This window comes from Gordonia spumicola (assembly GCF_009932475.1).
Lineage (GTDB): Bacteria > Actinomycetota > Actinomycetes > Mycobacteriales > Mycobacteriaceae > Gordonia > Gordonia spumicola.
The window spans coordinates 1626187-1653004 of the sequence record NZ_BJOV01000005.1 but is presented as its reverse complement, the minus strand read 5'-3'; the positions used below and the strand labels follow the sequence as shown (position 1 = coordinate 1653004).

23 protein-coding genes are annotated in these 26818 nt (G+C 69.0%); 21 read left to right on the top strand and 2 right to left on the bottom strand.

Going from position 1 to position 26818, the window contains the following annotated elements:
• Positions 1-17: 17 nt before the first annotated feature.
• Positions 18-782, bottom strand: coding sequence for an LppM family (lipo)protein (locus GYB83_RS18915; protein WP_161896872.1), 765 nt, complete (start codon positions 780-782; stop codon positions 18-20).
• A gap of 5 nt (positions 783-787) precedes the next feature.
• A complete protein-coding gene (locus tag GYB83_RS18910; RefSeq protein ID WP_161896871.1) occupies positions 788-1465 on the bottom strand; it encodes a GNAT family N-acetyltransferase in 678 nt (225 codons plus the stop codon).
• Between the two features lie 143 nt (positions 1466-1608).
• Between GYB83_RS18910 and GYB83_RS18905 the strand changes: the two genes are divergently transcribed.
• The 21 genes from GYB83_RS18905 (at position 1609) to ileS (ending at position 26807) form a co-directional block, all read left to right on the top strand.
• A complete protein-coding gene (locus GYB83_RS18905) occupies positions 1609-2106 on the top strand; it encodes an SAV_6107 family HEPN domain-containing protein (protein ID WP_161896870.1) in 498 nt (165 codons plus the stop codon).
• Between the two features lie 53 nt (positions 2107-2159).
• Positions 2160-2558 carry an SCO2097 family morphological protein gene (locus GYB83_RS18900; protein ID WP_161897598.1) on the top strand — a complete coding sequence of 133 codons (399 nt, stop codon included), beginning with the start codon at positions 2160-2162 and terminating at the stop codon, positions 2556-2558.
• A 403-nt stretch (positions 2559-2961) separates the two neighbouring features.
• The gene (mraZ, locus tag GYB83_RS18895) at positions 2962-3399 is read left to right on the top strand and encodes a division/cell wall cluster transcriptional repressor MraZ (protein ID WP_161896869.1); all 438 of its coding nucleotides are present in this window, start codon (positions 2962-2964) and stop codon (positions 3397-3399) included.
• Positions 3400-3618: 219 nt separating this feature from the next.
• Positions 3619-4614 (top strand): 16S rRNA (cytosine(1402)-N(4))-methyltransferase RsmH, encoded by a 996-nt coding sequence (gene rsmH, locus GYB83_RS18890; RefSeq protein ID WP_186349813.1) that lies wholly within the window; start codon positions 3619-3621, stop codon positions 4612-4614.
• Between the two features lie 2 nt (positions 4615-4616).
• Entirely contained in the window at positions 4617-5342 is a 726-nt protein-coding gene (ftsL, locus tag GYB83_RS18885; RefSeq protein ID WP_228461769.1) for a cell division protein FtsL, read from the top strand.
• A 21-nt stretch (positions 5343-5363) separates the two neighbouring features.
• Positions 5364-7253, top strand: a complete 1890-nt coding sequence (locus GYB83_RS18880; protein WP_161896867.1) for a peptidoglycan D,D-transpeptidase FtsI family protein — start codon at positions 5364-5366, stop codon at positions 7251-7253.
• Positions 7254-7360: 107 nt separating this feature from the next.
• Positions 7361-9430: a UDP-N-acetylmuramoyl-L-alanyl-D-glutamate--2,6-diaminopimelate ligase gene (locus GYB83_RS18875; protein ID WP_161896866.1), complete on the top strand. Its 2070-nt coding sequence runs from the start codon at positions 7361-7363 to the stop codon at positions 9428-9430.
• A 99-nt stretch (positions 9431-9529) separates the two neighbouring features.
• Complete coding sequence (gene mraY / locus GYB83_RS18870) at positions 9530-10618, top strand: phospho-N-acetylmuramoyl-pentapeptide-transferase (RefSeq protein ID WP_161896865.1); 1089 nt, start codon at positions 9530-9532, stop codon at positions 10616-10618.
• A gap of 4 nt (positions 10619-10622) precedes the next feature.
• Positions 10623-12140 (top strand): UDP-N-acetylmuramoyl-L-alanine--D-glutamate ligase, encoded by a 1518-nt coding sequence (gene murD / locus GYB83_RS18865; protein WP_161896864.1) that lies wholly within the window; start codon positions 10623-10625, stop codon positions 12138-12140.
• Positions 12137-13861: a putative lipid II flippase FtsW gene (gene ftsW, locus GYB83_RS18860; protein ID WP_267130335.1), complete on the top strand. Its 1725-nt coding sequence runs from the start codon at positions 12137-12139 to the stop codon at positions 13859-13861. The genes murD and ftsW overlap by 4 nt, the downstream gene beginning before the upstream one ends.
• Complete coding sequence (gene murG, locus GYB83_RS18855; protein ID WP_161896863.1) at positions 13858-14994, top strand: undecaprenyldiphospho-muramoylpentapeptide beta-N-acetylglucosaminyltransferase; 1137 nt, start codon at positions 13858-13860, stop codon at positions 14992-14994. The genes ftsW and murG overlap by 4 nt, the downstream gene beginning before the upstream one ends.
• A complete protein-coding gene (murC, locus tag GYB83_RS18850) occupies positions 14991-16457 on the top strand; it encodes a UDP-N-acetylmuramate--L-alanine ligase (RefSeq protein ID WP_161896862.1) in 1467 nt (488 codons plus the stop codon). The genes murG and murC overlap by 4 nt, the downstream gene beginning before the upstream one ends.
• On the top strand, positions 16454-17194 hold the full coding sequence (locus GYB83_RS18845) for a cell division protein FtsQ/DivIB (protein ID WP_186349812.1): 741 nt from the start codon (positions 16454-16456) through the stop codon (positions 17192-17194). The genes murC and GYB83_RS18845 overlap by 4 nt, the downstream gene beginning before the upstream one ends.
• Positions 17195-17355: 161 nt before the next feature.
• On the top strand, positions 17356-18510 hold the full coding sequence (gene ftsZ / locus GYB83_RS18840) for a cell division protein FtsZ (RefSeq protein ID WP_161896861.1): 1155 nt from the start codon (positions 17356-17358) through the stop codon (positions 18508-18510).
• A 15-nt stretch (positions 18511-18525) separates the two neighbouring features.
• A complete protein-coding gene (gene pgeF / locus GYB83_RS18835) occupies positions 18526-19251 on the top strand; it encodes a peptidoglycan editing factor PgeF (protein WP_161896860.1) in 726 nt (241 codons plus the stop codon).
• Positions 19248-19979, top strand: a complete 732-nt coding sequence (locus GYB83_RS18830; RefSeq protein ID WP_161896859.1) for a YggS family pyridoxal phosphate-dependent enzyme — start codon at positions 19248-19250, stop codon at positions 19977-19979. The genes pgeF and GYB83_RS18830 overlap by 4 nt, the downstream gene beginning before the upstream one ends.
• An 82-nt stretch (positions 19980-20061) precedes the next feature.
• Positions 20062-20775 carry a cell division protein SepF gene (locus tag GYB83_RS18825; protein ID WP_161896858.1) on the top strand — a complete coding sequence of 238 codons (714 nt, stop codon included), beginning with the start codon at positions 20062-20064 and terminating at the stop codon, positions 20773-20775.
• Positions 20776-20866: 91 nt separating this feature from the next.
• Positions 20867-21160 carry a YggT family protein gene (locus tag GYB83_RS18820; RefSeq protein WP_161896857.1) on the top strand — a complete coding sequence of 98 codons (294 nt, stop codon included), beginning with the start codon at positions 20867-20869 and terminating at the stop codon, positions 21158-21160.
• A gap of 449 nt (positions 21161-21609) precedes the next feature.
• Entirely contained in the window at positions 21610-22398 is a 789-nt protein-coding gene (gene wag31 / locus GYB83_RS18815) for a DivIVA-like cell division protein Wag31 (RefSeq protein ID WP_161896856.1), read from the top strand.
• A 45-nt stretch (positions 22399-22443) separates the two neighbouring features.
• Positions 22444-23358 (top strand): hypothetical protein, encoded by a 915-nt coding sequence (locus GYB83_RS18810; RefSeq protein ID WP_161896855.1) that lies wholly within the window; start codon positions 22444-22446, stop codon positions 23356-23358.
• A 227-nt stretch (positions 23359-23585) separates the two neighbouring features.
• Entirely contained in the window at positions 23586-26807 is a 3222-nt protein-coding gene (gene ileS, locus GYB83_RS18805; protein ID WP_161896854.1) for an isoleucine--tRNA ligase, read from the top strand.
• Positions 26808-26818: the final 11 nt, after the last annotated feature.

Genomic DNA, 26818 nt, shown 5'->3' with positions numbered 1-26818 from the left:
CTCGACCGGCGGCTCGCTCAGGCGTCGGCCTTGTCCTTGTCCTTCTTCTGGACACGGCCGGGGCGGGGACTGTTGTCCCGGTTCTTGTACGCGGCGAACGCGACGAAGGCGACCAGCGCTGCGCACAGCAGGATCATGAACCACGTCCAGCTGGGGACGGCCGCGGTGGCCGGATCGGCGTACTCGGAGTCGGCGTTGAATTCGGTCGTCTGACCGGGCTGCGGAATCCAGACGACCGTCGAATCGCCGACCTGATGGCCGTTGGTGGCCGCGACGGGACCCGCGAAGTCGACGGTGATGGACAGGAACGACGTCGCCGGGTCGAGTCCGGCGAGCGCCGCCGACCCGCGCAATCGCACGAAGTCGCCGCTGCGCGTCACCTTCAGATCGACGGTCGCGGTCGGGTCGGGGAGCGCGGCGGCGATGATGTCGCCGAGTTGGCCGAACTGGCCGGTCGAGAGATGGTCGAAGGAGAGCTGCGTGCCCTTCTTGCCTTCCGCGGTGGGCACGACGGCGTCGCCTGCGTCCGGGGCCTTGCTGGCGGTCGGTGCGGCGGCCGCGTCCTTCGACGGGAACTCGGTGGCCCACACCTGGCCGCCGAGCGAAGCTGGGATGTCGAACGTCGGCGTGGTCGGGTTGCTCTCGGGGCTGGTCACGACGAGGATCCGGCCGGAGAACTGGTCGCCGACGGTCGTCGACTTGGTGAGGCATCCCGACAGCAGGGGCATCAGCGCCAGCAGGGCGACGACGGCGAGAATCGGGGCTCTGCGCAGTGACTTCACGGGTGTCATCGTGCCAGAGGGTCGGCCGCATCCTCGGCACGACACGGGAGCGAGCGCCCGAGGAATGCGAACGGACGTGGATCGCCGACGAAGGTGAATCCCCGCAGCACGTCCCGGAAGCCGAGGCGACGGTACAGCGCCCAGGCGCGGTTGCGCTCCTGCTCGACCTCCGGCGTGGACAGCAGGACGGCCGATTCGGGGCGGTCGGCGAGGAGCGCGGTCAGCAGTCGCTGACCGAGGCCTTCGCCCTGGGCCATCGGGTGGACGTGGAGTTCGGTGAGTTCGAAGTAGTCGCCGGTGATCGCGTCGATCTCGGCGCTCGTGCGCCCGGTGCGCCGCAGCCCCGTCCGGAGCTGCTGATTCCACCATTGATCGCGGGCGCCGTGGTAGCCGTACGCGACGCCGACCAGGATCTCCCGGTCGCCGCCGGCCATCGAGTCGACCCGAAGCCTGCTGATCGTCGGTCTCAGCGTGTCGAGGCTCGAGACCTGGGTCAGTGCGCCGACGGCGTACCAGCCGGGCCTGCCGAGGTGATCGCGCCAGAGCGGCGCGCGCATCGACTCGGTGCCCTTCGGGTAGCCCATCGCGGTCACATACGTGTGGACAGCCGGATCGAGCCACACGTTCACGTCCTCGGGGCGCAGCGCCACGAGGCGGTACGGGGACGTCGAACGCGAGGTCATCGTGCGGTCCTATCCGGTCGGTGATGGAGTTCACGCGACAATAGCGCGAACGGAATTGTCGGACCCCCGTGGGACGGTGTCAGCAGATCGCCGGACGGGCCCTCCGTCGCAGGCGCAGACACCGCGAAGGGAAGTGACACGAGATGGCACGGTCACAGGCGCAGGCAGGCAATCCGGTCGACGAGCACGTCGTGTTGCGCAGCCGCGAGTTCTTGGAACGCGCCGAGGCGCTGTTCGACGAGGCGTCCGCCGTCGACGACGACGGAGCCGAGCGGTTCCGCCTCTTCTACCTGGCCGCGATCCGCGCGTCGGCCGCGGTGCTCGCGGTGCACGAGCCGCCCGGACCGGTCCGACGCCGTCGTGACGCGCGCGACGCGTGGAGCCGGATCAAGGCGGTCGCGCCGGAGGCGCGCGACCTCGCAGAGTACTTCGGCGGTCTGTCGGCGATGCGGGGCCACGTGGAGGCGGGCCTGGTCAGGTCGGTCGACTCGACGCTGTGCGGGCGCGTCGAGCGGAGGGCGATGGAGTTCCTCGACGTGGCAGATGCCACACTGTTGGCGTACGAACAGGGCAAGATCGGCGTTCGGCGTCGTTCGTCCGGCCGGACCGGTGGTCGCCAGGCGGATCTGCTCGTATCATGAACATGTACTGGGCATTGACATAGGACGCCCAGATGATCAGCGAGGAGGGGATGGTGCCGCTTTCTGAGCACGAGCAGCGCATGCTCGACGAAATCGAAAGCGCGCTGTACGCCGAGGACCCGAAGTTCGCCTCGAGCGTGACCAAACAGCGCGTCGGTCGTCCCACTGCACGGCGGCGTCTCGTCGCCGTGCTCGGTTTCCTCGCCGGTCTGGCGCTCCTCGTCGGGGGCCTCATGGTCGACGTGGAGGTCGGTGGTCTCCGTATTCTGAGCTTCATCGGATTCCTCGTCATGTTCGGATCCGCGGCGTTCGGCATGTTCGGTCCGCGTGGAGCCGCTGGTTCGGCGGCACCCGCGCGCGGCGGTTCGTCGAAGGCCAAGCCGGGTAAGTCGTCGTTGAGCGAGCGGATGGAACAGCGCTTCCAGCGCCGCTTCGAGCAGGACGACCACTAAGGGCCGCCAGCCACAGTCCGACTCCGCAGAACGGGGCCGCACCACTCTCCATTCGGAGAGGGGTGCGGCCCCGTTCTCGTCGGTTCCCCACCCGTCGCCCCCGGGTTCCCCACAATGCCCCACACGGGCTCCCCACTTTCACCCACCACGGCCGTATTGCGGCCTCCAACGTCACTCTGCTGCTGTTTTGCATCATCAGTGACGTGCGACGCGCTGTGTGTGTGCTGGTTGTTTCCTGAGAATCTACCAAGCGTCATGCGCCTTGACCTGCATAGATGACTTGGCGTGGGGGATCGGTGGGGCTTCTGGGGTGGAAAGTGGTGGAAAGTGGGGTAGTGTGGGCATCGCTGGGCGAGGGGGAGACCGGATCCGCCGAAACCAGAACGGGTGAGGAGGCGCCGACGTGGCACGCTTTCTCGGCACCTACACACCCAAGCTCGACGACAAGGGGCGGTTGACCTTGCCGGCCAAGTTCCGCGACGCACTGGCGGGAGGAGTCATGGTCACCAGAGGCCAGGACCGAAGCCTGTCGGTGTATCGAATCGATGACTACGACGTCATCGCGGAGAAGGCGGTGGCGGCATCGCGCAACGAACCCGAGGCGCGGGCCTACCTGCGGTACTTCTTCGCAGGGACCGACGAGCAACGACTGGATGGGCAGGGGCGGGTGAGCCTCTCGGCCGAGCATCGCGAATACGCGGAGCTCACCAAGGAATGCGTGGTGATCGGCTCGTTCGATCACCTCGAGATCTGGGACGCGGAGAAGTGGCGCGAGTACCAGGCACAGCACGAAGAGGCGTTCTCGAACGCCGGATCGAGCGCACTCGACTCGATCCTCTGACTTGACGAACTGAACAACGACGGACGACGACACCTGCGGTGAGACGAGGCCTCGGCCCGATCGACCCTGACGTACTTCCCCAACGCCAGGTGCGCTCGGGCGGGGACCCCGCCTCACCGCAGAGTCGTCTCCGCTCCGGTTCTTCTCCAGCACAACACCACACGTCGCCACGAGATCGTGGCGTACTTCGTCATACCGCGATACCGGGGAGGAGACGCAGTGAACGACCGGCAACAGGGTGAACACGGGCACGTGCCGGTGATGGCCGACCGCATGTTCGATCTCTTGGCTCCGGCTCTCACGCGGCGGTCCGACGACGGCGCCGATGCGGTCCTCGTCGACGGCACCCTCGGCGCGGGCGGTCACACGGAGTACTTCCTCTCCAGGCTGCCGGGCCTCACCGTCCACGCGATCGACCGCGACACGTCGGCGATCGACATCGCGACGCAGCGTCTGGCCGGGTTCGGCGACCGCGTCGTCTTCCATCACGCCCGCTACGACGAGATCGACGACGTCGTCGCCCGCGCGGGCATGACGAGTGTGGACGGCGTCCTGCTCGACCTCGGGGTGTCCTCCATGCAGCTCGACCGGACCGACCGCGGATTCGCGTACTCGGTGGACGCACCGCTCGACATGCGGATGAACGCCGACGACGAACTGACGGCGGCGGACGTCCTGAACACCTACGACCACGGGGCGCTTGCCCGCGTGCTCAGCGAGTACGGCGAGGAGCGCTTCGCGGGCAAGATCGCGTCAGCGGTGCTGCGGGAACGCGCGATCGAACCGTTCACGACCAGCGGGCGCCTCGTCGAACTGCTGTACGCGACGATCCCGGCCGCGACTCGTCGAACCGGCGGACATCCGGCCAAGCGCACGTTCCAGGCGCTGCGCATCGAGGTGAACCGTGAACTCGAGTCGCTTCGCGGCGTGATCCCCGCGTCGCTCGACGTCCTCGCGGTGGGTGGACGGCTCGCGGTGATGAGCTATCAGTCCCTCGAGGACCGCATCGTCAAACGAGACTTCGCACAAGCCGTGCGCAACACCACACCGGCCGGACTGCCGGTGGATCTTCCGGGAACGGCCGCCCGGTTCGCCCTCGTCACACGGGGAGCGGAACAGGCCGACGCGGCCGAACGCGAAGCGAATCCCCGCTCCGCGCCGGTCCGAATCCGCGCGATCGAACGCGTGGCAGCAGACGAAGGGGGCACACGGTGAGCATGCTGCTCGACGACCGTACAACGGGTCCCGAGCGCTCGGCGGGGGCCGAGCCTCGGACCGACAGGGGAGGCGCTCGGCGTCCGCGGCGCACGCGTCAGGCGGCGGCGAGCAGCCGCGCGAACCGGTCCAAGGCCGCCCAGCGCGCCCTCGACCGGCGCGAGCGGCGCCTGGGCGGTGCGGTTCCCGGCGCGACGGTCGCCCGCCGCCGCATCGGCGGAGTGCCGTTGGTGTTCCCGGTGATCGCCCTGATCGTCGGCGCGCTCGGTCTCACCTTGTACCTGACGACGAAGGCTGCGCAGGACTCGTACGAGCTCGAGACGTTGAAGAGCCAGAATCAGGCGCTCACCGACAAGCGGGACGATCTGCAGCGCACATTCGACAAGGCCGACGCCGCACCCGAGCTGGCGCAGCAGGCCAAGGATCTCGGCATGGTGCCCGCGAACGGAGCCGTGCAGCTGACGGTCGGACCCGACGGCAAGACCCGCACGCGCGGCACGGCGACCCCGGCTGACGGGAAGGCGTTGCCCGACCTCAATCCGGACGCCGATCCGGTGAAGAAGATCAACCCGACCAAGGTCGACGACTCGGAGGGGCTCGGCGATCAGCCGCGCCAGGCGGAGTCGACGCCGACGACCGTCGCACCGGTCCCGTCGGGTTCGCCCGCCCCGAATGTGATCCCGACGTCGGCCGCCACGCCGAAGCCGGATACCGCACGTGCGCGCTGAGCGGGTGGAGAATCGTCAATCATGACCCGATCTCGTTCCGTGCGCCCGCCCGCGTCCCGGCCGGGTGGGCGGTGGGCGGGCGGTATGACGCCGCCGACGCCCCCGCCAGACGACGACCGCCTCGACGAACTGGACTCCGCGGCGTCGTCCCGCTTCATCGGGCGTCAGCGCATGCTGTGGGCGATCGTGATCATCGCGCTGGTGCTGGTGGCCGGTCGGCTCGTGTACGTCAACGTGATCGCGGCCGACCAGATCTCGGCGTTGGCCGCACAGCAGCGATCGGTGACGCTGCAGCTGCCCGCGACCCGGGGGGCCATCGTCGACCGCAACGGGCGTCTGCTCGCGCATTCCGACGACGCGCGGGCCCTGACGTTCCAGCCGAAGGCCGTCCGCGCGTCGATCGACGACGAGCACACCAAGAATCCGGCCCTCCCGGACTCGGCCACGCGTCTGAAGCAGATCGCGACGGGCGTCTCGTCGATGCTCGGAGGCAGTGTGACCTCGGACGACCTGCTGGCGAAACTGTCCTCGGACAAAGACTTCGTGTACCTCGCGCGGGCCATCACGCCTGAGCTGGCGACGAACGTCATGGACAAGTTCCCCGAGGTGGGCGCGGAGAAGCAGAGCGTGCGGGTGTACCCGGGCGGTTCGCTCGCCGCGAACGTCGTCGGCGACGTGAACTACGACGGCAACGGTCTGATCGGTCTCGAGTCGTCCCTCGACCCCGTGCTGGCGGGCACCGGCGGCACGGAGACGTTCGATCAGGGACGCGACGGCGTCATGATCCCCGGCAGCATGCGGAACGTGCACCCGGCGCAGGACGGCAAGACCGTCCGCCTCACGCTCGACTCCGACGTCCAGTGGTTCGTCCAGAGCCAGGTCAACATGGCGAAGAAGGCGTCGGGCGCCAAGAACGTCTCGGCCGTCGTCATGGACACCAGGACCGGCGAGGTCCTCGCGATGGCGAACGACAGCACGTTCGACGCGTCGAAACCGCTGGACGACCAGAAGGACGCCGATCTCGGCAACAGGTCGGTCACCTCGCCGTTCGAGCCGGGGTCGGTGAACAAGATCGTGACCGCGTCGGCGGCCATCGAGTACGGCGTGACCAACCCGAACGAGGTGCTGAGCGTCCCCGGCTCGATCAAGATGTCCGGCATCACCGTGAACGACGCGTGGGCACACGGCAGTGCGCCGTACACGACGACCGGCGTCTTCGGGAAGTCGTCGAACGTCGGCACCCTGATGCTCGCCCAACGCGTCGGCGAACGACGTTTCGCCGACATGCTGGCGCGCTTCGGGCTCGGGACGATGACCGGTGTGGGACTGCCGGGCGAGAGCCCCGGCGACGTCCCCGCCCTGAGCCAGTGGTCGGGCGGCTCGTTCGCCAACCTCCCGATCGGCCAGGGCCTGTCGATGACCCTGCTGCAGATGACGTCCATGTATCAGGCGATCGCCAACAACGGCGTGCGGATTCCGCCGCGCATCATCGCGGGCGGTGACCGGCCGGATCCCGTGCGCGTGGTGTCGCCGGAGACGGCGACGACGGTCCGGAACATGTTCCGTGCCGTCATGCAGGACGACGGCGGGGGCGATCAGCAGGGCACCGGTGTCAAGGGCGCCATCGCCGGCTACCAGACGTCCGGCAAGACCGGCACCGCTCAGCAGGTCGACCCGTCGTGCAACTGCTACTCGCGGTCGAGCTACAACATCACGTTCGCGGGCATCGCGCCCGCGGACGACCCGCGGTACGTCGTCGGGATCATGATGGACAACCCGGTCCGCAGCTCGGACGGTTCCGGCGGCCAGTCGGCCGCTCCGCTGTTCGGGACGATCGGAGCCTGGTTGCTGCAGCACGAGCGGGTGCCGTACTCGGCGCAGCCCGCGCCCCGTCTGCGGTTGCAGGCCTGATCGCCCTGGCAGGCTTGGTCGCACCGTCGGGCCTCCACGGTAGATTCAACGGACGAGACGCGCGCCCGGTCGGCGTGCGTGCGGCATCGACTGGGAGAGATTTCGACGTGAGCAGTGCAGCGGGCGCCCCGCGCGAGAGTTTCCGACCGACCACCGAGCCGGTGTCGTTGTCGCACCTCGCGGCCCTGACGGGTGCGGTGCTCGACGGGCTCGACGTCGCGGTCGACGGGGTCACCCTGCGCGCGCAGTCGGCCGGTCCGGGCGAGTTGTTCGCCGCGATGCCTGGCAGTCGGACGCACGGGGCCGCCTACGTCGACCAGGCGGTCGACGCCGGAGCGGTGGCGGTGTTCACCGATCCGGCTGGGCTCGCGTCGGTGCGCGGCGCGGGCGTCGAACTGCCCGTCCTCGTCCACGACGAGCCGCGCGGCGTGCTCGGCCGGTTGTCGGCTCGCGTGTACGGCGACCCGTCGTCGACGCTGACGCTCATCGGGATCACCGGGACGTCGGGGAAGACCACCACGTCGTACCTCGCGGAGTCGGCGTTGCGGGCGGCGGGATGGAGCGTCGGCCTCGTCGGGACGACGGGGTCACGGCTCGACGGGCAGCCGATCCCGAGTGACCTGACCACACCGGAGGCCCCCGACCTGCAACGACTCCTCGCGGTGATGCTCGAGCGCGGCGCGGACGCGGTCGTGATGGAGGTGTCGAGCCACGCCTTGTCGCTGGGGCGGGTGGACGGCTGCCGATTCGCGGTCGGAGCCTTCACGAACCTGTCGCAGGATCACCTGGACTACCACAAGACGATGGACGAGTACTTCCACGCGAAGGCCAGGCTCTTCGCGGCGGGATCCCCCAATCGGGCCGAGCGCAGCGTGATCTGCGTCGACGACGAGTGGGGACGCGCGATGGCGTCGATCGCCGCGGACGGCGACCACCCGACGGTGACGGTGTCGACGGGGGAGACCGGGACGCCCGGGGAGACCGGGGCGCGATGGCGGGTGGCCGCGGTCACCGTCGCCGAGCAGGGCAGCCAGCAGGTGGCGGTGGTGGGACCGGACGACGTCCGACGCGACGTGACGGTGCCGATGCCCGGTGCGTACAACGTCGCGAACGCGCTGGTGGCCCTCGCGACCGTGGAGCAGGCCGGGATCGACGTCGACGTCGCGATCCGCGGACTCGCCGACGTCGCCGTTCCGGGCCGCGTGGAGAAGGTCGACCGCGGGCAGGACTTCCTCGCCGTCGTCGACTATGCGCACAAGCCCGCGGCCGTCGAAGCGGTCCTCGCGACGCTCGCCGCCGAGACCGACGGGTCGATCGCCGTGGTGCTCGGCGCGGGCGGCGATCGGGACACCGAGAAGCGCCCGCTGATGGGCGCCGCGGCCGTCCGCGCCGCCGATCTGGTGATCGTCACCGACGACAATCCGCGGTCGGAGGATCCGGCGAGCATTCGCGCGGCCGTCGTCGCCGGAGCCGAGGGCGTCCCGGAGTCGGAGCGGCGGGCCACCGACATCCGCGAGATCGGCGACCGCCGCGCGGCGATCGCCGCGGCCGTCGACTGGGCGAGCACGGGCGACGTCGTCCTGATCGCGGGCAAGGGCCACGAGACCGGGCAGGAGATCGACGGTGTCAAGCATCTGTTCGACGACCGTGCGGTCCTCGGTGAGGCGCTCGCCGCGGCCGCGTCGCCGCTGCAGGTTCTCGTCGCGGGCTCGGGCTCCGATGTCGCCGCGGCGAAGAGGCTGCTTCGCGAGATGGTCGCGCTCGCCGCGGACAGCGGTGCGGGCAGCGCGCACCGCGCGGGCGGATCGGCGCGCACCTGGGCCGTGTTCGGCGAACTCGCCGACCGCTCCGCGTCCGACGACAACGCGCGCGCCGTCGACCACGACGGTCTCGGACGTCAGGCGGTCCGCGTCGCAGTCGACAAGATCGTCGCCGTCGGCACGTCCCGGGTGGTCAGGGCGCTGCATCAGGGCGCCGTCATGGAGGGCTCGTGGGGCGACGAGGCGGCGTTCGTCGCCACGCCGGCCGACGCCGTCGACCACATGCGGACCGTCGAGGGCTATCGTCCGGGCCCGGGCGACGTTGTGGTGGTGGCGGGGCCAGACGATCTCGCCCCCGCACTCATCGACTACTGGCGGAACGAGCTCCACCTGGGGGTTCGTGTCGTCGAAGTGTGACATCCGACGCGCAACCGGCCACCGGATGACCGGGGTCGAGCCGTTCACAGGATAGATTCAGTATTCAAAGTTCTCTCGACGAGTGAGGATTCATCAGCTGTGACCCAGATTCTGATCGCGGGAGCGATCTCGCTGGCGGTGTCGATTCTGCTCACCCCGGTGCTGATCAAGGTGTTCTCCCGTCAGGGGTTCGGCCAGGAGATCCGCGACGAGGGCCCCGAGAGCCACAAGGCCAAGCGCGGCACCCCGTCGATGGGCGGCGTCGCGATCATCACCGCACTGTGGGCCGGATACCTCGGCGCGCATCTCGCCGGGTTGATCGGTGGCGGCGAGGGCCCGAGCGCGTCCGGTCTGCTCGTCCTCGGCCTGGCGACGGCACTCGGCGTCGTCGGATTCCTGGACGACTTCATCAAGATCCGCAAGCAGCGGAACCTCGGACTCAACAAGACGGCGAAGTCCGTCGGCCAGTTCCTGGCGGCGATCATCTTCGGCGTCCTGCTCCTGCAGTTCCGCAACGGGGCCGACCTCACTCCCGCGAGCGAGCACCTGTCGTACGCTCGCGACATCAGCATCATCTCGCTGACCGCGATCGGGTTCGTGTTCTTCTGTTGGCTGGTCGTCGCCGCATGGTCGAACGCGGTGAACTTCACCGACGGACTCGACGGACTCGCGGCCGGATCGGCGGCGATGGTGATGGGCTCGTACGTGCTCATCACGTTCTGGCAGTTCCGCCAGTCGTGCGAACTGCTCCCGAAGGACGCCGACAGCGCGGGCTGCTATCAGGTCCGCGACCCGCTCGACCTCGCGGTCGTCGCCGTCGCCGCGGGCGGGGCGTGCCTCGGCTTCCTGTGGTGGAACGCCGCGCCGGCCAAGATCTTCATGGGCGACACGGGTTCGCTGGCCCTCGGCGGTCTCATCGCCGGACTGTCGATCACCACCAAGACCGAACTCCTCGCCGTGGTGCTCGGTGCGCTGTTCGTCGCGGAGATCATCTCGGTCGTCGTGCAGATCGCGTTCTTCCAGACCACCGGCAAGCGGGTGTTCCGCATGGCGCCGTTCCACCACCACTTCGAGCTCGGCGGTTGGGCCGAGACGACGGTGATCATCAGATTCTGGCTGCTCACGGCGATCGCCTGCGCCCTCGGTCTGACGCTGTTCTACAGCGAGTTCCTCTCGCACCAGAGCTGATCGGATGAGCGCTGATCTGAATCTGCACGGACGACGGGTCCTCGTCGCGGGAGCGCGTGCGACGGGCCTGGCGGTGTTGGACCTGCTCGGTGAGCAGGGTGCGCACGTCACCATGCTCGACACCAAGTTCGCCGACGGCGGGGTGGACCCGGACCTCCTCGCACGCGGTGTCGCGACGGTCGGGCCGGACGCCTTCGTCGTCGACGGCGTCACCGCCGCGCCCGCCGACATCGATCTGATCGTCGTCTCCCCGGGGTTCCGGCCCGACGACGGTCTGCTCGTCGCCGCGGCGGCCGCCGGGATCCCCGTGTGGGGCGACGTGGAACTGGCCTGGCACGTCGACCGGGCCGGACTGTACGGCGCACCGCGCACCTGGCTGGTGATCACCGGCACCAACGGCAAGACCACGACCACCTCGATGGTCGAGGCCATCGTCGAGGCGTCCGGCCGGTCGGTCCTGGCGTGCGGGAACATCGGGCTCACCGTCGTCGACGCGCTCCGGGCGACCCCGCGGGCCGACGTCCTCGCGGTGGAGATGTCGTCGTTCCAGCTGCATTGGGCTCCGTCCGTGCGGCCCGATGCGGGCGTCGTGTTGAACGTCGCCGAGGACCATCTGGACTGGCACGGGTCGTTCGACGCCTACGCGGAGGCCAAACAGCGGGCGCTGCTCGGCGAGACCGCCGTCGTCGGGCTCGACGACGCCGTCGCCTCCACGTTGCCGGTCGGACAGTCGTCGCGCCGGGTCGGATTCACCCTGTCCGTCCCGCACGAGGGGGAGCTCGGTGTGGCCGACGGCGTCCTCGTCGACCGCGCGTTCGGGCCGGGGACGCGGAGTCTCATCGCGGCCGACCGCATCCGACCGGCCGGTCCGTCGGGCCTGCTCGACGCCCTGGCCGCGGCCGCGGTGACGCGGGCGATCGGCGTCGACGGCGACGCCGTGGAACGTGGACTCACCGCGTTCTCGCCGGCGGCGCACCGTGGGCAGACGGTGGCTCGGATCGGCGGGACCGTGTTCGTCGACGACTCGAAGGCGACGAATCCGCACGCCGCGCAGGCCGCGGTGTCCGGGTACGACAGGGTGGTGCTGATCGCCGGCGGTCTGCTCAAGGGCGCCGCGGTGGACGAGTTGATCGCGCGGAACGCGCATCGCTTCGCCGGTGTGGTCGCGATCGGCACAGATCGGCGGATCATTCTCGACGCGATTGCGCGACACGCCCCAGAAGTCCCAGCAGTCACAGTATTCACAGGGGACGATGGTTCGGTGAAGACTCAGCGAACCGGTGACGACATTTCGGCCGTCACACCGACCGGCGCGTCGAGCGCCGACGCGGTGATGGCGCAGGCGGTCTCGGCCGCCTGGCAGTTGGCAGAGGCAGACCAGGCGGGCTCCGGTCGTGGCGTGGACGCGGTGCTCCTGGCGCCCGCGGCCGCATCGCTCGACATGTTCGCAAGCTACGGCGCGCGCGGCGATTCGTTCGCCGCGGCGTCGACCGCCCTCGCCGACTCCGCCGCCGGCCGATGAGAGACGCCGCAGAGCCCGACGAGCCGGACGTCGACGAGCAGGCGACGGACGACGAGACGGCGGACGCGGAGGCGTCGGCCGACGCCTCGAACGCCGATGAGGACACGGGCGACGACGCACGCGACGCGGCAGTCCCCGACGAGGCCGTGCGCGCCGAACCGGGCCGAGGCCTCAACATGTCGTTGTCCACGGTCGATGTGCGCGCCGTGCTCGGCACCGCCCGTCAGGGCGTCGCGAATCTCCTCGGGCGTCCGCTCACGTCCTTCCACATAGTGCTGTCGTTGACCGTGATCTTGACCGTGCTCGGCCTGCTGATGGTGCTGTCGGCGTCGTCCGTCGACGGCTTCGCGAAGGACGGATCGGCGTACGGCATGTTCACCACCCAGGCGATGTTCGTCGCACTGGGCTTCGTGTGCTTCTACATGGCGATGCGGATGACTCCCGCGCTGTTGCAGCGGTTGTCGTTCCCCCTGCTGCTGGTGTCGGTGTTCCTGCTGATCATGGTGATGATCCCCGGTGTCGGTGTGCAGGGCGGTGGCGCCAAGCGCTGGATCGAGATCGGCGGACTGACGCTGCAGCCGTCCGAGGTCGCGAAGGTCGCCCTGTGTCTGTGGGGTGCCAGCATCCTCGCGCACAAACGACCGGGCGGAACGCTGAGTCGCGAGCTGCTGTTGCCGCTCCTGCCGGTCGCCGGGGCCGTGGCCTTCCTGGTCGCCATCCAGCCGAACCAGTCGACGATGATGATCCTGGTCATGATCGTCGGCACGCTGTTGATCTTCGCCGGCCTGCCCGGCCGGTTCGTCGTGTCCTTCGGTGCGATCTTCGCCGTCGGCGCGGTGGCCTTCGCACTCATCGAGGACTACCGCGCGGCGCGCGTGTTCAGCTTCCTCGGCGGCTCGCAGGACGTGCAGGGCAGCGGCTATCAGGCCAATCAGGCCAAGTACGCGCTCGCCGACGGCGGCATCTTCGGGAAGGGCCTCGGCCAGGGCACCGCCAAGTGGAACTACCTGCCCAACGCGCACAACGACTTCATCTTCGCGATCATCGGCGAAGAACTCGGCCTCGTCGGCGCCCTCAGCGTCGTGACGCTGTACATGTGCCTCGGCTGGGTCGGCATGCGCATCGCACGCCGGTCGGCCGACCCGTTCCTGCGCCTGCTGTCGGTCACGATCACCGTCCTGTTCCTCGCGCAGGCGTTCATCAACATCGGCTATGTCATCGGCCTGTTGCCGGTCACCGGCATCCAGTTGCCGATCCTCTCGTACGGCGGAACGTCGGCGTTGACGATGTTGACGATGCTCGGCCTGCTCGCCAATGCGGCCCGTCACGAACCGGCGGCCGTCGCCGCGCTGACGGCGCCGAAGCCCAAGGGGCTGGCACGGCTGCTGCGGCTGCCGATCCCGCAGGCGTACAAGCCTCCGCGTCGGCCGTCCGACCGGGCTCGTCGGGATCCCCGACGCGCGGCGTCGACGTCGGATCGTCGACGTCCGGCCCCCGTCCGGTCGGCGCGTGTGCCGCGCGCGGGTCGGGGACGCGGGTCGACGCCGAGCTCGTCCGGAGAGATCCACTATCCTGTCAGGCAACCGGGCACGTTCCGTCGAGAGCAGCCGCGCATGCCGCGGACGGCTGCGGCGCGAGCCGAACGGACCAGACAGACAGGCGCACAAGCGCCGCGATCGCGTTCTGCGAGACGGAATGAAGGGGAGACCAGGCGCCGGTGAGCACGAAGAAGGAGGCCGGCAGGCCGCTGTCCGTCGTCGTCGCGGGCGGTGGCACCGCGGGCCATATCGAGCCTGCACTCGCGGTGGCCGACGCGGTCCGTCAGCTCGACCCGACGGCCCGGATCACGGCCCTGGGCACCACGCGTGGCCTGGAGACGACGATCGTCCCCGAACGCGGCTACGACCTCAAGCTGATCCCGCCGGTGCCGTTGCCCCGCAAGCCCGGCGTCGAACTGGCGAAGACGCCGTGGCGGGTCATGCGGTCGGTCCGCGCCACCCGCAAGGTGTTCCGTGAGGTGCAGGCCGACGTCGTCGTCGGCTTCGGCGGCTACGTCGCACTGCCCGCGTACCTCGCCGCGCGGTCGACGATCCGCGGCGGCGCGCGCCTGCCCGTCGTCATCCACGAGGCCAACGCGAGTGCGGGCGTCGCGAACAAGGTCGGCGCCAAGCTCGCGGATCGGGTGATGGCGGCCGTGCCCGACTGCGGACTGTCCGGAGCCACCGTGGTCGGCATCCCCGTGCGGGGGGCCATCACCACACTCGACCGCTCGGCCGTGCGCGCGCAGGCGCGCCAGTTCTTCGGACTCGACCCCGATGCGCCGACACTTCTCGTCTTCGGCGGCTCGCAGGGAGCGCAGCGACTGAACGAGGCGGTGGCCCCGGCCGCGGGGGCGCTGGGGGAGGCCGGCATCGGCGTTCTGCACGCCTACGGCCCCAAGAACTCGATCGACCCGCGCTCGCCCGACGGCGCCCCGCCGTACGTCGACGTGAGCTACCTCAACCGGATGGACCTCGCGTATGCGGCCGCGGACCTGGTGATGTGCCGGTCCGGAGCCATGACGGTCGCCGAGATCTCCGCCACCGGACTGCCAGCCGTCTACGTTCCGCTGCCGCACGGCAACGGTGAGCAGCGGCTCAACGCGCTGCCCGTCGAACAGGTCGGCGGCTGCCTCATCGTCGACAACGAGGACGTCACACCCGAGTGGGTGGCGGCGACCATTCCGTCGCTGATCACCGACACCGAGCGTCTGACGGCCATGGGGGCGGCCGCGGCGTCGGTCGGACACCGGGATGCGGCGATGGCCGTGGCGACCGCAGCCGTGGAGCTCGCGAAGGAGAGAAGGACCCGATGACCGCTCCCGCACCCCTGCCAGCGCAACTGCAACGCGTCCACATGGTCGGCATCGGCGGCGCTGGCATGTCCGGCCTCGCCCGCATCCTCCTGGCCCGCGGCGGCAGCGTCTCGGGTTCGGACGCCAAGGACTCGCGCGGAATCCTGGCGCTGCGCACGCGCGGAGCACAGATCCGGGTGGGCCACGATCGCACCGCCCTCGACCTGCTCGACGGCGGACCGACGGTCGTCGTCACCACGCATGCGGCGATCCCGAAGGACAACCCCGAGCTCGTCGAGGCTCGCGAGCGGGGGATCGAGATCCTGTACCGGCCGCAGGTGCTCGCCCTCCTCATGCAGGGGCATCGGACGCTGCTGATCTCCGGGACGCACGGCAAGACGTCGACCACGTCGATGTCGGTCGTCGCGCTGCAGCACTGCGGCGCCGACCCGTCGTTCGCGGTCGGCGGCGAGCTCAACGAGTCGGGCACCAACGCCCATCACGGCAGCGGCGGAGTGTTCGTCGCCGAGGCGGACGAGAGCGACGGCTCGCTCCTCGAATACACCCCGGACATCGTCGTCGTCACCAACATCGAGGTGGATCACCTCGACTTCTTCGGCACGGAACAGGCGTACGTCGAGGTGTTCGACGAGTTCGCCGCGCTGATCCGGCCGGGCGGCACGCTGGTGATCTGCCTCGACGATCCCGGGTCGGCCGCCCTCGGCGGACGCTGTGTCGAGGCGTTGGCCGCCCGCGACGTCGCGGTCCTGGGGTACGGCTCGGGGGAGCACGCCGATCTGGCTCCCGGCGTCCCGCTCGTCGCGGAACTGCTCGAGGTGACCCCGCGCGGCGCGGGCAGCACCGCGTCGGTCCGCCTGCATCCACCGGTCACCCCCGACGTCGTCGAACGATCACTCGACGTGACGCTGCCCGGGCGACACATGGCGTTGAACGCGCTGGGCGCGCTCGTCGCGTGCGTGCGGACCGGACACGACGCCGATCTGGTCGCCGACGGCATCGAGGGCTTCAGCGGGGTCCATCGTCGATTCGAGTTCCGCGGACGTGAACGCGAGGTCGACGTCTACGACGACTACGCGCATCACCCGACCGAGGTGCGCGCGGTGCTGTCCGCGGCCCGCGACGTGGTGCGTCACGGCTCGGGTCGCGTCATCGCCGTCTTTCAGCCGCACCTGTACTCGCGGACCGCGGAGTTCGCCGTCGAGTTCGCCCGCGCGCTGAGCCTGGCGGACCAGGTGATCGTCGCCGACGTGTACGGCGCTCGCGAGGCGCCTCAGCCGGGAGTGAGCGGACTCCTGATCGCCGACGCGGTCACGGTTCCCGCACGATTCGTGCCCAACGTGTCGGAGATCCCCGAGGCCGTCGCGTCGATCGCTCGACGCGGCGACTTGGTGCTGACGATCGGAGCGGGAGACATCACGATGCAGGCGGCGTCCATCCTGTCGGCGTTGGCACGGCACGGATGACCGAACGCGGCGGCAGGCATCGCCGGGCGGAGCCGGTGAAGCGGCGACGTCGACCCGGCAAGCTCTCGGTGATCCTCATCGCGGTGGGCGTCGTGGTGCTCGTCGGGGGCGGAATCGCGCTCGCGTACTTCTCTCCGCTGATGTCGGTCCGGTCCGTCGAGGTGACGGGTACGACCATCGTCGACCGCGACGAGGTGCTTCGGCTGGCGCAGGCGCCCGAGGGCAAGCCGCTCCTGCAGGTCGACACCGGTGCGATCGCCGGACGGATAGCGGTGATCCCGGCCGTCGAGCAGGTCAAGGTGGAGCGGAGCTATCCGTCGACGCTGACGATCGAGGTGACCGAACGGACGCCGGTGGTGACGCTCGACTGGTCGGGCAAGATCGGCGTGATGGACAGGCTCGGCATGGTCTACCAGACCTTTCCGGATCGGAAGTCGGTCCCGAAGGAGTTCTCGGGGCTGCCGGTGCTGTCCGTGGCGCACCCCGGGGCGAAGGACCCGTCGACGCTCGCCGCGCTGGCGGTCGCCCAGGATCTTCCGGACTGGCTCCGCGCACGGACGGCGACGATCGAGGCGGCGTCGTCGGCCGATGTCACCCTCGTCTTGAAGTCCAAACGTCGGGTGGTGTGGGGCGACGCCGAACGCACCGCGGACAAGGCCGCGGCCCTGCAGAGCGTGCTGAAAGTGCAGGGCGACACCTACAACGTGTCGAGTCCGGAGTTTCCCGCCGTCAGCTGACGCCGTCGAGGTTCTCAGCGAACAATCTGCGACACGCCCATGCGCCTTACGAGGCACGGGTCGGCGCAGTCAATACCGTTGTCACTCAGTGGTACGTACTTGACATAACTATAACCCTCTGGTTTACCTTTAGGGTTTCGGTTTCGAATTAGGAAGGCATCATGACGCCACCCCACAACTACCTGGCTGTCATCAAGGTCGTCGGCATCGGCGGCGGTGGTGTCAACGCCGTCAACCGCATGATCGAGCAGGGTCTCAAGGGCGTTGAGTTCATCGCGATCAACACGGACGCGCAGGCCCTCCTGATCTCCGACGCCGACGTGAAGCTCGACATCGGCCGCGACTCGACCCGCGGCCTCGGCGCGGGCGCGAACCCCGAGGTGGGCCGGGCCGCCGCGGAGGACGCACGCGACGAGATCGAGGAACTCCTCAAGGGCGCCGACATGGTCTTCGTGACCGCGGGCGAGGGCGGCGGCACCGGCACCGGCGGCGCGCCGGTCGTCGCGTCGATCTCCCGCAAGCTCGGGGCGCTCACCGTCGGCGTCGTCACGCGGCCGTTCTCGTTCGAGGGCAAGCGTCGCGGCGGCCAGGCCGACGCGGGGATCACCGCGCTGCGCGAATCGTGCGACACGCTCATCGTCATCCCCAACGACCGCCTGCTGCAGCTCGGCGACTCGAACCTCTCGCTGATGGACGCGTTCCGCAGCGCCGACGAGGTGCTCCTCAACGGCGTCCAGGGCATCACCGACCTGATCACCACGCCGGGCCTGATCAATGTCGACTTCGCCGACGTCAAGGGCGTCATGAGCGACGCGGGCAGCGCGCTGATGGGCATCGGTGCGGCACGCGGAGACGGTCGTGCCAGCAAGGCGGCCCAGGCCGCGATCAACTCTCCGCTGCTCGAGGCGTCGATGGAGGGCGCCCGAGGCGTGCTCATCTCGATCGCGGGCGGCAGCGACCTCGGCCTGTTCGAGATCAATGACGCTGCGTCGCAGGTGCAGGAGGCCGCCCACGAGGAGGCCAACATCATCTTCGGCACGGTGATCGACGACAACCTCGGCGACGAGGTCCGCGTGACCGTCATCGCTGCCGGATTCGACAGCGGGGCGCCCCGTAAGAAGGTCGAGGCCGCCACTGCCGTTCGACAGCCCGCGGTGGCCCCGGCGAGCTCGGGTCACACCTCGACGCCCGCGGCGGGCGACCCGCTGTTCCCGAATGCGGGCGAGCGGTCGTCGAGCCCGTTCGTCGACCAGTCGCGTCCCAAGCGTCCGCGCTTCGACGACGACGACGTCGACGTCCCCGACTTCATGAAGTGAGCTGGTCCTCGACACATGGCATTCACGGTCCGTCGTGCCGTGACGACGCGGGCCGGTGGGGTCTCGCAGTCGCCGTACGACTCGTTCAATCTCGGTGATCACGTCGGCGACGATCCGATCGCCGTGGCGGAGAACCGGTCCCGTCTGGCTCGCGATCTCGGGGTGGGGCCCGATCGCGTGGTCTGGATGGAACAGGTGCACAGCCGCACGGTGACGGTCGTCGACGGGCCGGTGACCGAACCGGTCCCGGTGACCGACGCCCTGGTCACGTCCCAGACCGATCTCGCGCTCGCCGTGCTGACCGCCGACTGCGTCCCTATTCTGCTGAGCGACGACGAGGCGGGCGTGATCGCCGCGGTCCATGCCGGTCGCGTCGGCGCCCGGATCGGAATCGTGCCCGTCGTCCTGGACGCGATGGTCGGTCTCGGAGCGAAGGCCGAGCGGATCGGCGCGTTTCTCGGACCCGCGGCCTCCGGTGAGCGCTACGAGGTTCCGCCCGCGATGCAGGCCGACGTCGAGAAGCACCTGCCGGGCAGTGCGTGTCGGACGTCCAAGGGCACCGCGGGCCTCGACCTGCGGGCCGGCATCCGCAGGCAGCTGCTGGAGGCCGGTGTCGGCGGTGTCGCGCTCGATCCGCGCTGCACGATCGACGACCTGACTCTGTTCAGCCATCGCCGCGGGGCTCCGACGGGCCGCATCGCGTCGGTCATCTGGATCGACACCGCCGGGGCTCGGGCGTGACGCAAGCTCGGTCGGCCGAGCTCTCGGCGGCACTGACGGCCGCCCGGAACCGTGTCGACGCGGCGGTCCGCGCCGCCGGACGGGCGGAGGGCGACGTCACCTTGCTCGTCGTCACGAAGTTCTTCCCGGCGTCCGACGTGGTCGCGCTCCTCGACCTCGGGGTGCGTGAGGTGGGGGAGTCGCGGGAGCCGGAGGCGAGCCGCAAGCTCGTCGAGGTGTCGCGGGCTCGGCCCGACATAGCCTTCGACGCCGACATGATCGGGCGAGTGCAACGCAAGAAGGCGCGTTCGGTCGCCCGGTGGGCGCGGCGGGTCCATTCGGTCGACTCGCTCGATCTGATCGAGGCGCTCGGCGGGGCCGCCCGACGGAGCCTCGACGACGGCGAGCGGACCGCGCCGCTGGGAGTCCTGCTGCAGATGAGCCTTGACGGCGATCCCGACCGCGGTGGTCTGGTGGAGGCCGATCTGGCGGCGGCGGCCGACCGCGTGGCGTGCAGCGATGCGCTCCGCCTGGACGGATTGATGGTGATCGCGCCGCTCGGGAGTCCGCCGGAGGCCGCGATGGCCGATGCCGCGGCGATTCGCGAACGGTTCGCTGCGTCGCATCCCGATGCTGTGGAATTCTCGGCTGGCATGTCAGGAGACCTGGAAGAGGCGATTGCTGCGGGATCGACGTGTGTGCGTGTCGGAACCGCGATCATGGGCGCGAGACCGCTACTCTCTCCCTAGTCACATTGGTCACAACAGAATCACCTGGATCATCTGACGACAACTTCACCATCCACCACGCGCATCACGAGAAGGGCTTCCGATGACGACGATGCAGAAGTTCAAGGCATATTTCGGCATGGTGCCTCCGAACGAGTACGACGACGACTACTTCGACGAGCCGGCGGAGGGCCCCGCGCTCAACGCCCGCGAGCGGACGTACATGGAGAAGTACCGGTCCAACTCGTTGCGCGAGGAGCCGTTCTACGAGGAGGACGAGTACCGCGAGTCGGAGTTCCGCGGCGAGTACCGCGACGCGCCCTACCGTGAGCCGGAGTACGCGGGTGGACGCGGTTACGCGCCGCGCTCGGAGCGTCCGTACATCGCCGCTCGTCGGGCGGAGGCCCCGCGTCGACTGGCCGACGAGGCTCCCGTCCGCTCTCGTCTGGAACCGCTCGATCGCCCGTCGATGCAGGTGCGTGGGGCCAACGCCATCGCCCCCGAACTGCGTCCCGACATCGACCAGGTCGTCGATCAGGCCGCCAAGATCACCACGCTGCGTCCCGCCGACTACTCGGAGGCGCGCACGATCGGCGAGCGCTACCGCGACGGCAATCCGGTGATCATCGACCTCGCCGACATGAGCAACGACGACGCCAAGCGTCTCGTCGACTTCGCCGCGGGCCTGGCGTTCGCGGTTCGCGGATCGCTCGAGAAGGTCGCGACCAAGGTGTTCCTGCTCTCGCCCGCGGGCATCGACGTGAGCCCGGAGCAGCGCCGCCGCATCGCCGAGACCGGTTACTCCAGCCGATCCTGACACCCGCTCACCCGTCGCGCGAACGCCGCGTCGACCCGCCGTCCGGCGGGTCGACGCGGCGTCGTCGTCAGGAATCAGGCACGATTGTCCTGTGACGTCGTTTCTGTGGATCCTCTACTTCGTGCTGTTCGTCTACATGCTGCTCCTGCTTGGCAGGCTGGTGGTGGAGATGGTGCAGTCGTTCGCGCGTCGGTGGCGACCGAAAGGTGCGTCGGTGGTGCTGATCGAACTCGTGTTCATCCTCACCGATCCGCCGGTGAAGCTCCTTCGCCGTCTCATTCCGCCGTTGAATCTGGGTGCGATCCGGCTCGACCTCTCGCTGCTGATCATCCTGATCGTGGTGTCGATCGGCATGCAGGTGACGCTCAGTTTCGCCGCCGGATAACGCATTCTCGAACAATTGTTCGCCATTGTTGTGAAATGTCGACTGTCGTATCACCGGATGTTTTTGCCGACCGGGAATGAAATGCGCGTCACACATGCGAGTCGGGGCGCGTCGACTGTCGGCCGAACGGTCGATCGACCCGTCTGACGTGGCCGTCGAGGCATAGTCACTGTTCACAGCGTCAGGCCAGCTATCGCGACCGGCGAAGTTCCACCGTGTGTGACGTTTCGGCCGAGTTTGTATTTCGAACCGGTGGAGGCGGTGGTCGAAGCTTGGTCCTGGTGTGACGAGATGACACGCTAGTGACGTAGTGGTACTGGTATTAATGGAATTGCGATGGAAGATCTATCGCATCGACGTGTTCGCTGACGCGGACCGCATGTACTCGACGCAGGACATAGCGACTCGAATCCGACCGGACTCGAGGAGATGTAAGAGGGGAACCCGGAATGCGGCTGACACCGGCTGATGTGCACAACGTGGCGTTCAGCAAACCGCCGATCGGTAAGCGTGGCTACAACGAGGACGAGGTCGACCAGTTCCTCGACTTCGCCGAGGCGGAGCTCGCGCGGCTGATCGACGAGAACAACGACCTCAAGCAGCGTGTCTCCGAGCTCGAGACCGAGTTCGCCGAGGCCCGTGCCCGCGCAGGTTCCGACCGTACCCAGGCGTTCGCCGCTCCAGCACCGGCTCCGGTTCCCGAGCCCGCACCGGCTCCCGCTCCGGTCGTCGCCCCCGCGCCCGACGAAGACGCGCACGGTCGCGCGGCGCGAGTCCTCGCGCTCGCGCAGGACGCCGCCGACCGGGTCACCGGTTCGGCTCGCGCCGAAGCGGACAGTCTCCTCACCGACGCGCGCCAGCGCAGCGAGTACATGGTCAACGAGGCGCAGGGCAACGCCGACGCGACCCTGGCCGACGCTCGTCAGCGCAGCGAGGCCCTGCTCGCCGATGCGCAGACCCGCGCCGAGGCCCATGTCCGCCAGGCTCAGGAGCGCGCCGACTTCCTGCAGCGTGACGCCGAGCAGAAGCACACCGAGATCATGTCGACGATCAACCAGCAGCGCGGCGTGCTGGAAGGCCGCATCGAGCAGCTCAAGACGTTCGAGCGCGAGTACCGTACCCGCCTCAAGACCTACCTCGAGTCGCAGTTGGAAGAACTCCAGCAGCGCGGCAGTGCCGCACCCGCGGACGCGGGCCAGGCGCCGCAGGGCTTCGACGGCGGATACCCGCAGAACTAGCGTGATCGACCACCTGACAACCGGACCGACGAGGGGACCCCGCTCGTGCTGATAGCTGCCGTAGCGTTGACCCTCGTCGGTTTCGGCTTGCTCGTCTTCGCTCTCATCACCGCGAACTTCGCGCTCGCGATCGCTTGCATCGTCGTGTGCGTCATCGGCCTCGCGGTACTCCTCGTCGACACCCTGCGTGCCAACAAGCGGCGCGGATCCGGTGTCGCCGACGAACCGCTGTTCACCATCCGCGGCGGCGAGTCGCGGTCGAAGCCGCTCGACGACGACGCCGACGAACTGGTCGACGACGAGGTGGACCGGGCCGAGGACGTCGCACCGTCGTGGGAGTCGGAACCGGTGGCCCAGACGCCTGGTCGGGGGCTCGGATCCATCGTGTCGCCGGACGCCCACGGCTCGCCCGTCGACGACGCCCCGCGCTTCGTGTCCGGTCGTCAGCCGCAGTACGACTCCGGGTCGCAGCCCGCGGCGCCGTTCGGCGAGCCGTCGTACGAGCAGCCTCGCTACGACACGGGCGCGCAGCCCCGCTATGACACGGGTTCGCAGCCGCGGTATGACACCGGTTCGCAGCCCCGCTACGACACCGGTTCACAGCCGCGGTACGTCGGCGGCCCCCAGTACGACACCGGCCAGCAGCCGGTGCAGGCGGAGACCGGCGACGCGAACGACTACATCCGTTCGGTGACGGGTCAGTTCCCTGCGGCGACGCCGACCGGACGCATTCCCGTCACACCGTCGTACGAGGCGAACCCGCAGCCCGCCCCCGCGGCGGACCCGATCACCGGCGGTCAGCCGCAGATCAACACCGACTCCGGCTATGTCGGACGTCGGCGACGCGTGGAAGGCGAGTCGGACGGTGTCGTGGTCAATACGCACGACCCGAATCTGCCCGAGATGAAGCTGGTGTACGGCGACGAAACCGAGTCGACCGACCCGCGAGCGGGCGGGTAGACTCTCCACCGATCACGGCGACGATCCGGCCATCACCGGGGAGCTTTCGGAAGAACAGGCGGTCGTCCGCCTCAGTAGAACCGAACGGGTAGGCCCGTCACAGCCGTCGATTCGAGTGGCGTCGCACGTGTGCGGCGCAAGCGGGGTGGTACCGCGCGATCCCTCGGCGGGATTCGCGTCCCCGTGCCAGACACGCTGAGCGATCAGCACGGGCACGAGGAGCCGCGATGAGCGAGAACACCCCAGACCAGAGCACCGCACCGGTGTACCCGATCGTCGACCTGACGGGCGGGACCGGCCGCGGTGCTCCGTCGTTTCCGGACGTGGAGCAGCGCGTCCTCGATTTCTGGGCGTCCGACGACACCTTCAAGGCGTCGATCGCGAACCGCGCGGACGCCGAGGAGTTCGTCTTCTACGACGGTCCGCCCTTCGCGAACGGTCTGCCGCACTACGGTCACCTGCTGACCGGCTACGTCAAGGACGTCGTGCCGCGCTATCAGACGATGCGCGGCAAGAAGGTGGACCGCCGGTTCGGCTGGGACACCCACGGGCTGCCCGCCGAACTCGAGGCCGAACGTCAGTTGGGGATCACCGACAAGTCGGAGATCGAGGTGATGGGCGTCGAGAAGTTCAACGAGTACTGCCGCGACTCGGTGCTCCGCTACACCGGCGAGTGGCGCGACTACGTGACCCGTCAGGCCCGCTGGGTCGACTTCGACAACGACTACAAGACGCTCGACCTCGACTTCATGGAGTCGGTCATGTGGGCGTTCAAGCGTCTCCACGACAAGGGGCTCGTCTACCAGGGCTACCGTGTGCTGCCGTACTCCTGGTACGAGCAGACGCCGCTGTCGAACCAAGAGGCCAAGCTCGACGACGCCTACCGCATGCGGCAGGACCCGGCCGTCACCGTCACCATGCCGCTGACCGCTCCCGGTTCGCCGCTGGACGGCGTCAACGCTCTGATCTGGACCACCACGCCGTGGACGCTGCCGTCGAACCTGGCGATCGCCGTCCACCCCGACGTCGAGTACTCGCACGTCCGCACCGCAGAAGGCGTCGACTATCTTCTCGCCACCGCCCTCGTCGGCGCGTACGCGAAGGAGCTCGGCGAGGTCGAGACCGTCGGCACCCATGTGGGGCGCGAACTCGCCGACTTCACCTACACGCCGCCGTTCGACTTCTTCGTCGGCCACTCGGACTCTCACGACGCCGGGAGCGAAGCGAGCGGGTCGAATCGACACCGTGTGCTGCTCGCCGACTATGTGACGACCGACAGCGGCACGGGCATCGTCCACCTCGCGCCGGCCTTCGGTGAAGAGGACATGGACTGCGCGAGCGCCAACGGCATCGAGGTGGTCCAGCCGCTCGATCCGGGCGGCAAGTTCACCGCGCTCGTCCCTCCGTACGAGGGCCTGCAGGTGTTCGACGCGAACCCGGTGATCATCAAGGACCTCAAGGGAACCGGCCGGATCCTGCGTCACGAGACGATCGAGCACTCGTACCCGCACTCGTGGCGGTCGGGCAAGCCGCTGATCTACATGGCGGTCCCGTCGTGGTTCGTCGCCGTGCAGCCGATCAAGGCCCGCATGCTGGAGCTGAACCAGGAGATCACCTGGTCGCCGTCGCACATCCGGGACGGCCAGTTCGGCAAGTGGCTCGAGGGCGCCAAGGACTGGAACATCAGCCGTAACCGCTTCTGGGGTGCGCCGATCCCGGTGTGGGTGTCGGACGATCCGGAGCATCCGCGCGTCGACGTGTACGGAAGCCTGGACGAGTTGGAGGCCGACTTCGGCGTCCGTCCGACCAATATGCATCGCCCGTACATCGACGAGCTGACCCGTCCCAACCCGGACGATCCGACGGGCCGCTCGACGATGCGTCGTGTCCCCGAGGTGCTCGACTGCTGGTTCGAGTCGGGTTCGATGCCGTTCGCGCAGGCGCACTACCCGTTCGAGAACACCGAATGGTTCGACGGAGACGCGGCCAAGGGCCTGCTTCCGCACAATCCGGGCGATTTCATCGTCGAGTACAACGGTCAGACGCGCGGCTGGTTCTACAACCTGCACGTCCTGGCGACGGCGCTGTTCGACCGCCCCGCGTTCAAGACGGTCGCCGCGCACGGCATCGTGCTGGGCGACGACGGCCAGAAGATGTCCAAGTCCAAGCGGAACTACCCGGACGTCAACGAGGTGTTCGACCGCGACGGCTCCGACGCGATGCGCTGGTTCCTGATGGCGTCGCCGATCCTGCGCGGCGGCAACCTCGTCGTCACCGAGCGAGGCATCCGTGAGGGCGTCCGCCAGGCGCTGTTGCCGCTGTGGAATGCGTACAGCTTCCTGCAGCTGTACGCGGACCGTCAGGCGACGTGGCGGACCGACTCGGAGAACGTCCTCGACAAGTACATCCTCGCCAAGCTCGCCGTGACGCGTGACGAGATGACGCAGGCGCTCGACGTCTACGACATCGCGGGCGCATGCGAGAGCTTCCGCGAGTTCTGCGAGTCGCTGACCAACTGGTACGTCCGACGGTCGCGTGCGCGCTTCTGGGCCGGTCAGGAGTCGGACGCCGATGCGTTCGACACGCTGTACACGGTGCTCGAAGTGGCCGCGCGTCTGGCTGCTCCGCTGCTGCCGTTGGCGACCGAGGCCATGTGGCGCGGGCTCACCGGGGAGCGGTCGGTGCACCTGACCGACTGGCCCGCCGAGGGCGAACTGCCCGCCGACGCCGACCTCGTCGCCGCGATGGACGAGATCCAGTCGGTGTGCTCGGTCGCGTCCAGCGTCCGGAAGGCCAACAAGCTGCGCGTTCGACTCCCGCTGCCGGGGTTGACCGTCGCCTCGCCGACTGCCGACGCGATGGCGCCGTACGCCGACCTGATCGCCGACGAGATGAACGTCAAGAAGGTCGAGCTGTCGACCGACGTCGACGCGTTCGGCAAGGTGGAGGTCGCCGTCAACGCCCGTGCCGCCGGTCCGCGCATCGGCAAGGACGTCCAGCGTGCGATCAAGGCCGTCAAGTCCGGGAACTGGGAATTCGGGACCAGCGAGGAGACGGGTGAGCCGGTCGTCGTCGCCGACGGCATCGAGCTGCGCGGCGAGGAGTTCACCCGCAAGCTGGTCGCGGCGTCGCCGGACTCGACCGCGGAGATGCCCGGCGGACGCGGCCTCGTCGTCCTCGACACCGCGGTGACGCCGGAACTGGAGGCCGAGGGCTGGGCCAAGGACCGCGTCCGCGAACTGCAGGATGCCCGCCGCAACCTCGGTCTCGAGGTCTCGGATCGCATCGTGGTGCGGCTCGTGGTGGCCGACGACGTCGTGGACGTCGCACGCACGCACGCCGCGATGATCGCCGGTGAAGTCCTCGCGACCACGTTCGACGTCGCCACCGACACAGCGGGAGCCATCGAACTGAGCGACGGCGTGACCGCGGACATCAGCAAGGCCTGACCTGGGCGGGA

What these genes read in the sequence shown, in the direction of transcription:
- ftsW (WP_267130335.1), top strand. Translation starts at nt 12,137, where the DNA reads ATGAGAGACGCCGCAGAGCCCGACGAGCCGGACGTCGACGAGCAGGCG.
- murC (WP_161896862.1), top strand. Translation starts at nt 14,991, where the DNA reads ATGACCGCTCCCGCACCCCTGCCAGCGCAACTGCAACGCGTCCACATG.
- ileS (WP_161896854.1), top strand. Translation starts at nt 23,586, where the DNA reads ATGAGCGAGAACACCCCAGACCAGAGCACCGCACCGGTGTACCCGATC.
- GYB83_RS18825 (WP_161896858.1), top strand. Translation starts at nt 20,062, where the DNA reads ATGACGACGATGCAGAAGTTCAAGGCATATTTCGGCATGGTGCCTCCG.
- pgeF (WP_161896860.1), top strand. Translation starts at nt 18,526, where the DNA reads ATGGCATTCACGGTCCGTCGTGCCGTGACGACGCGGGCCGGTGGGGTC.
- ftsZ (WP_161896861.1), top strand. Translation starts at nt 17,356, where the DNA reads ATGACGCCACCCCACAACTACCTGGCTGTCATCAAGGTCGTCGGCATC.
- GYB83_RS18845 (WP_186349812.1), top strand. Translation starts at nt 16,454, where the DNA reads ATGACCGAACGCGGCGGCAGGCATCGCCGGGCGGAGCCGGTGAAGCGG.
- ftsL (WP_228461769.1), top strand. Translation starts at nt 4,617, where the DNA reads ATGCTGCTCGACGACCGTACAACGGGTCCCGAGCGCTCGGCGGGGGCC.
- GYB83_RS18910 (WP_161896871.1), bottom strand. Translation starts at nt 1,465, where the DNA reads ATGACCTCGCGTTCGACGTCCCCGTACCGCCTCGTGGCGCTGCGCCCC.
- GYB83_RS18905 (WP_161896870.1), top strand. Translation starts at nt 1,609, where the DNA reads ATGGCACGGTCACAGGCGCAGGCAGGCAATCCGGTCGACGAGCACGTC.
- murD (WP_161896864.1), top strand. Translation starts at nt 10,623, where the DNA reads ATGAGCGCTGATCTGAATCTGCACGGACGACGGGTCCTCGTCGCGGGA.
- wag31 (WP_161896856.1), top strand. Translation starts at nt 21,610, where the DNA reads ATGCGGCTGACACCGGCTGATGTGCACAACGTGGCGTTCAGCAAACCG.
- GYB83_RS18880 (WP_161896867.1), top strand. Translation starts at nt 5,364, where the DNA reads ATGACCCGATCTCGTTCCGTGCGCCCGCCCGCGTCCCGGCCGGGTGGG.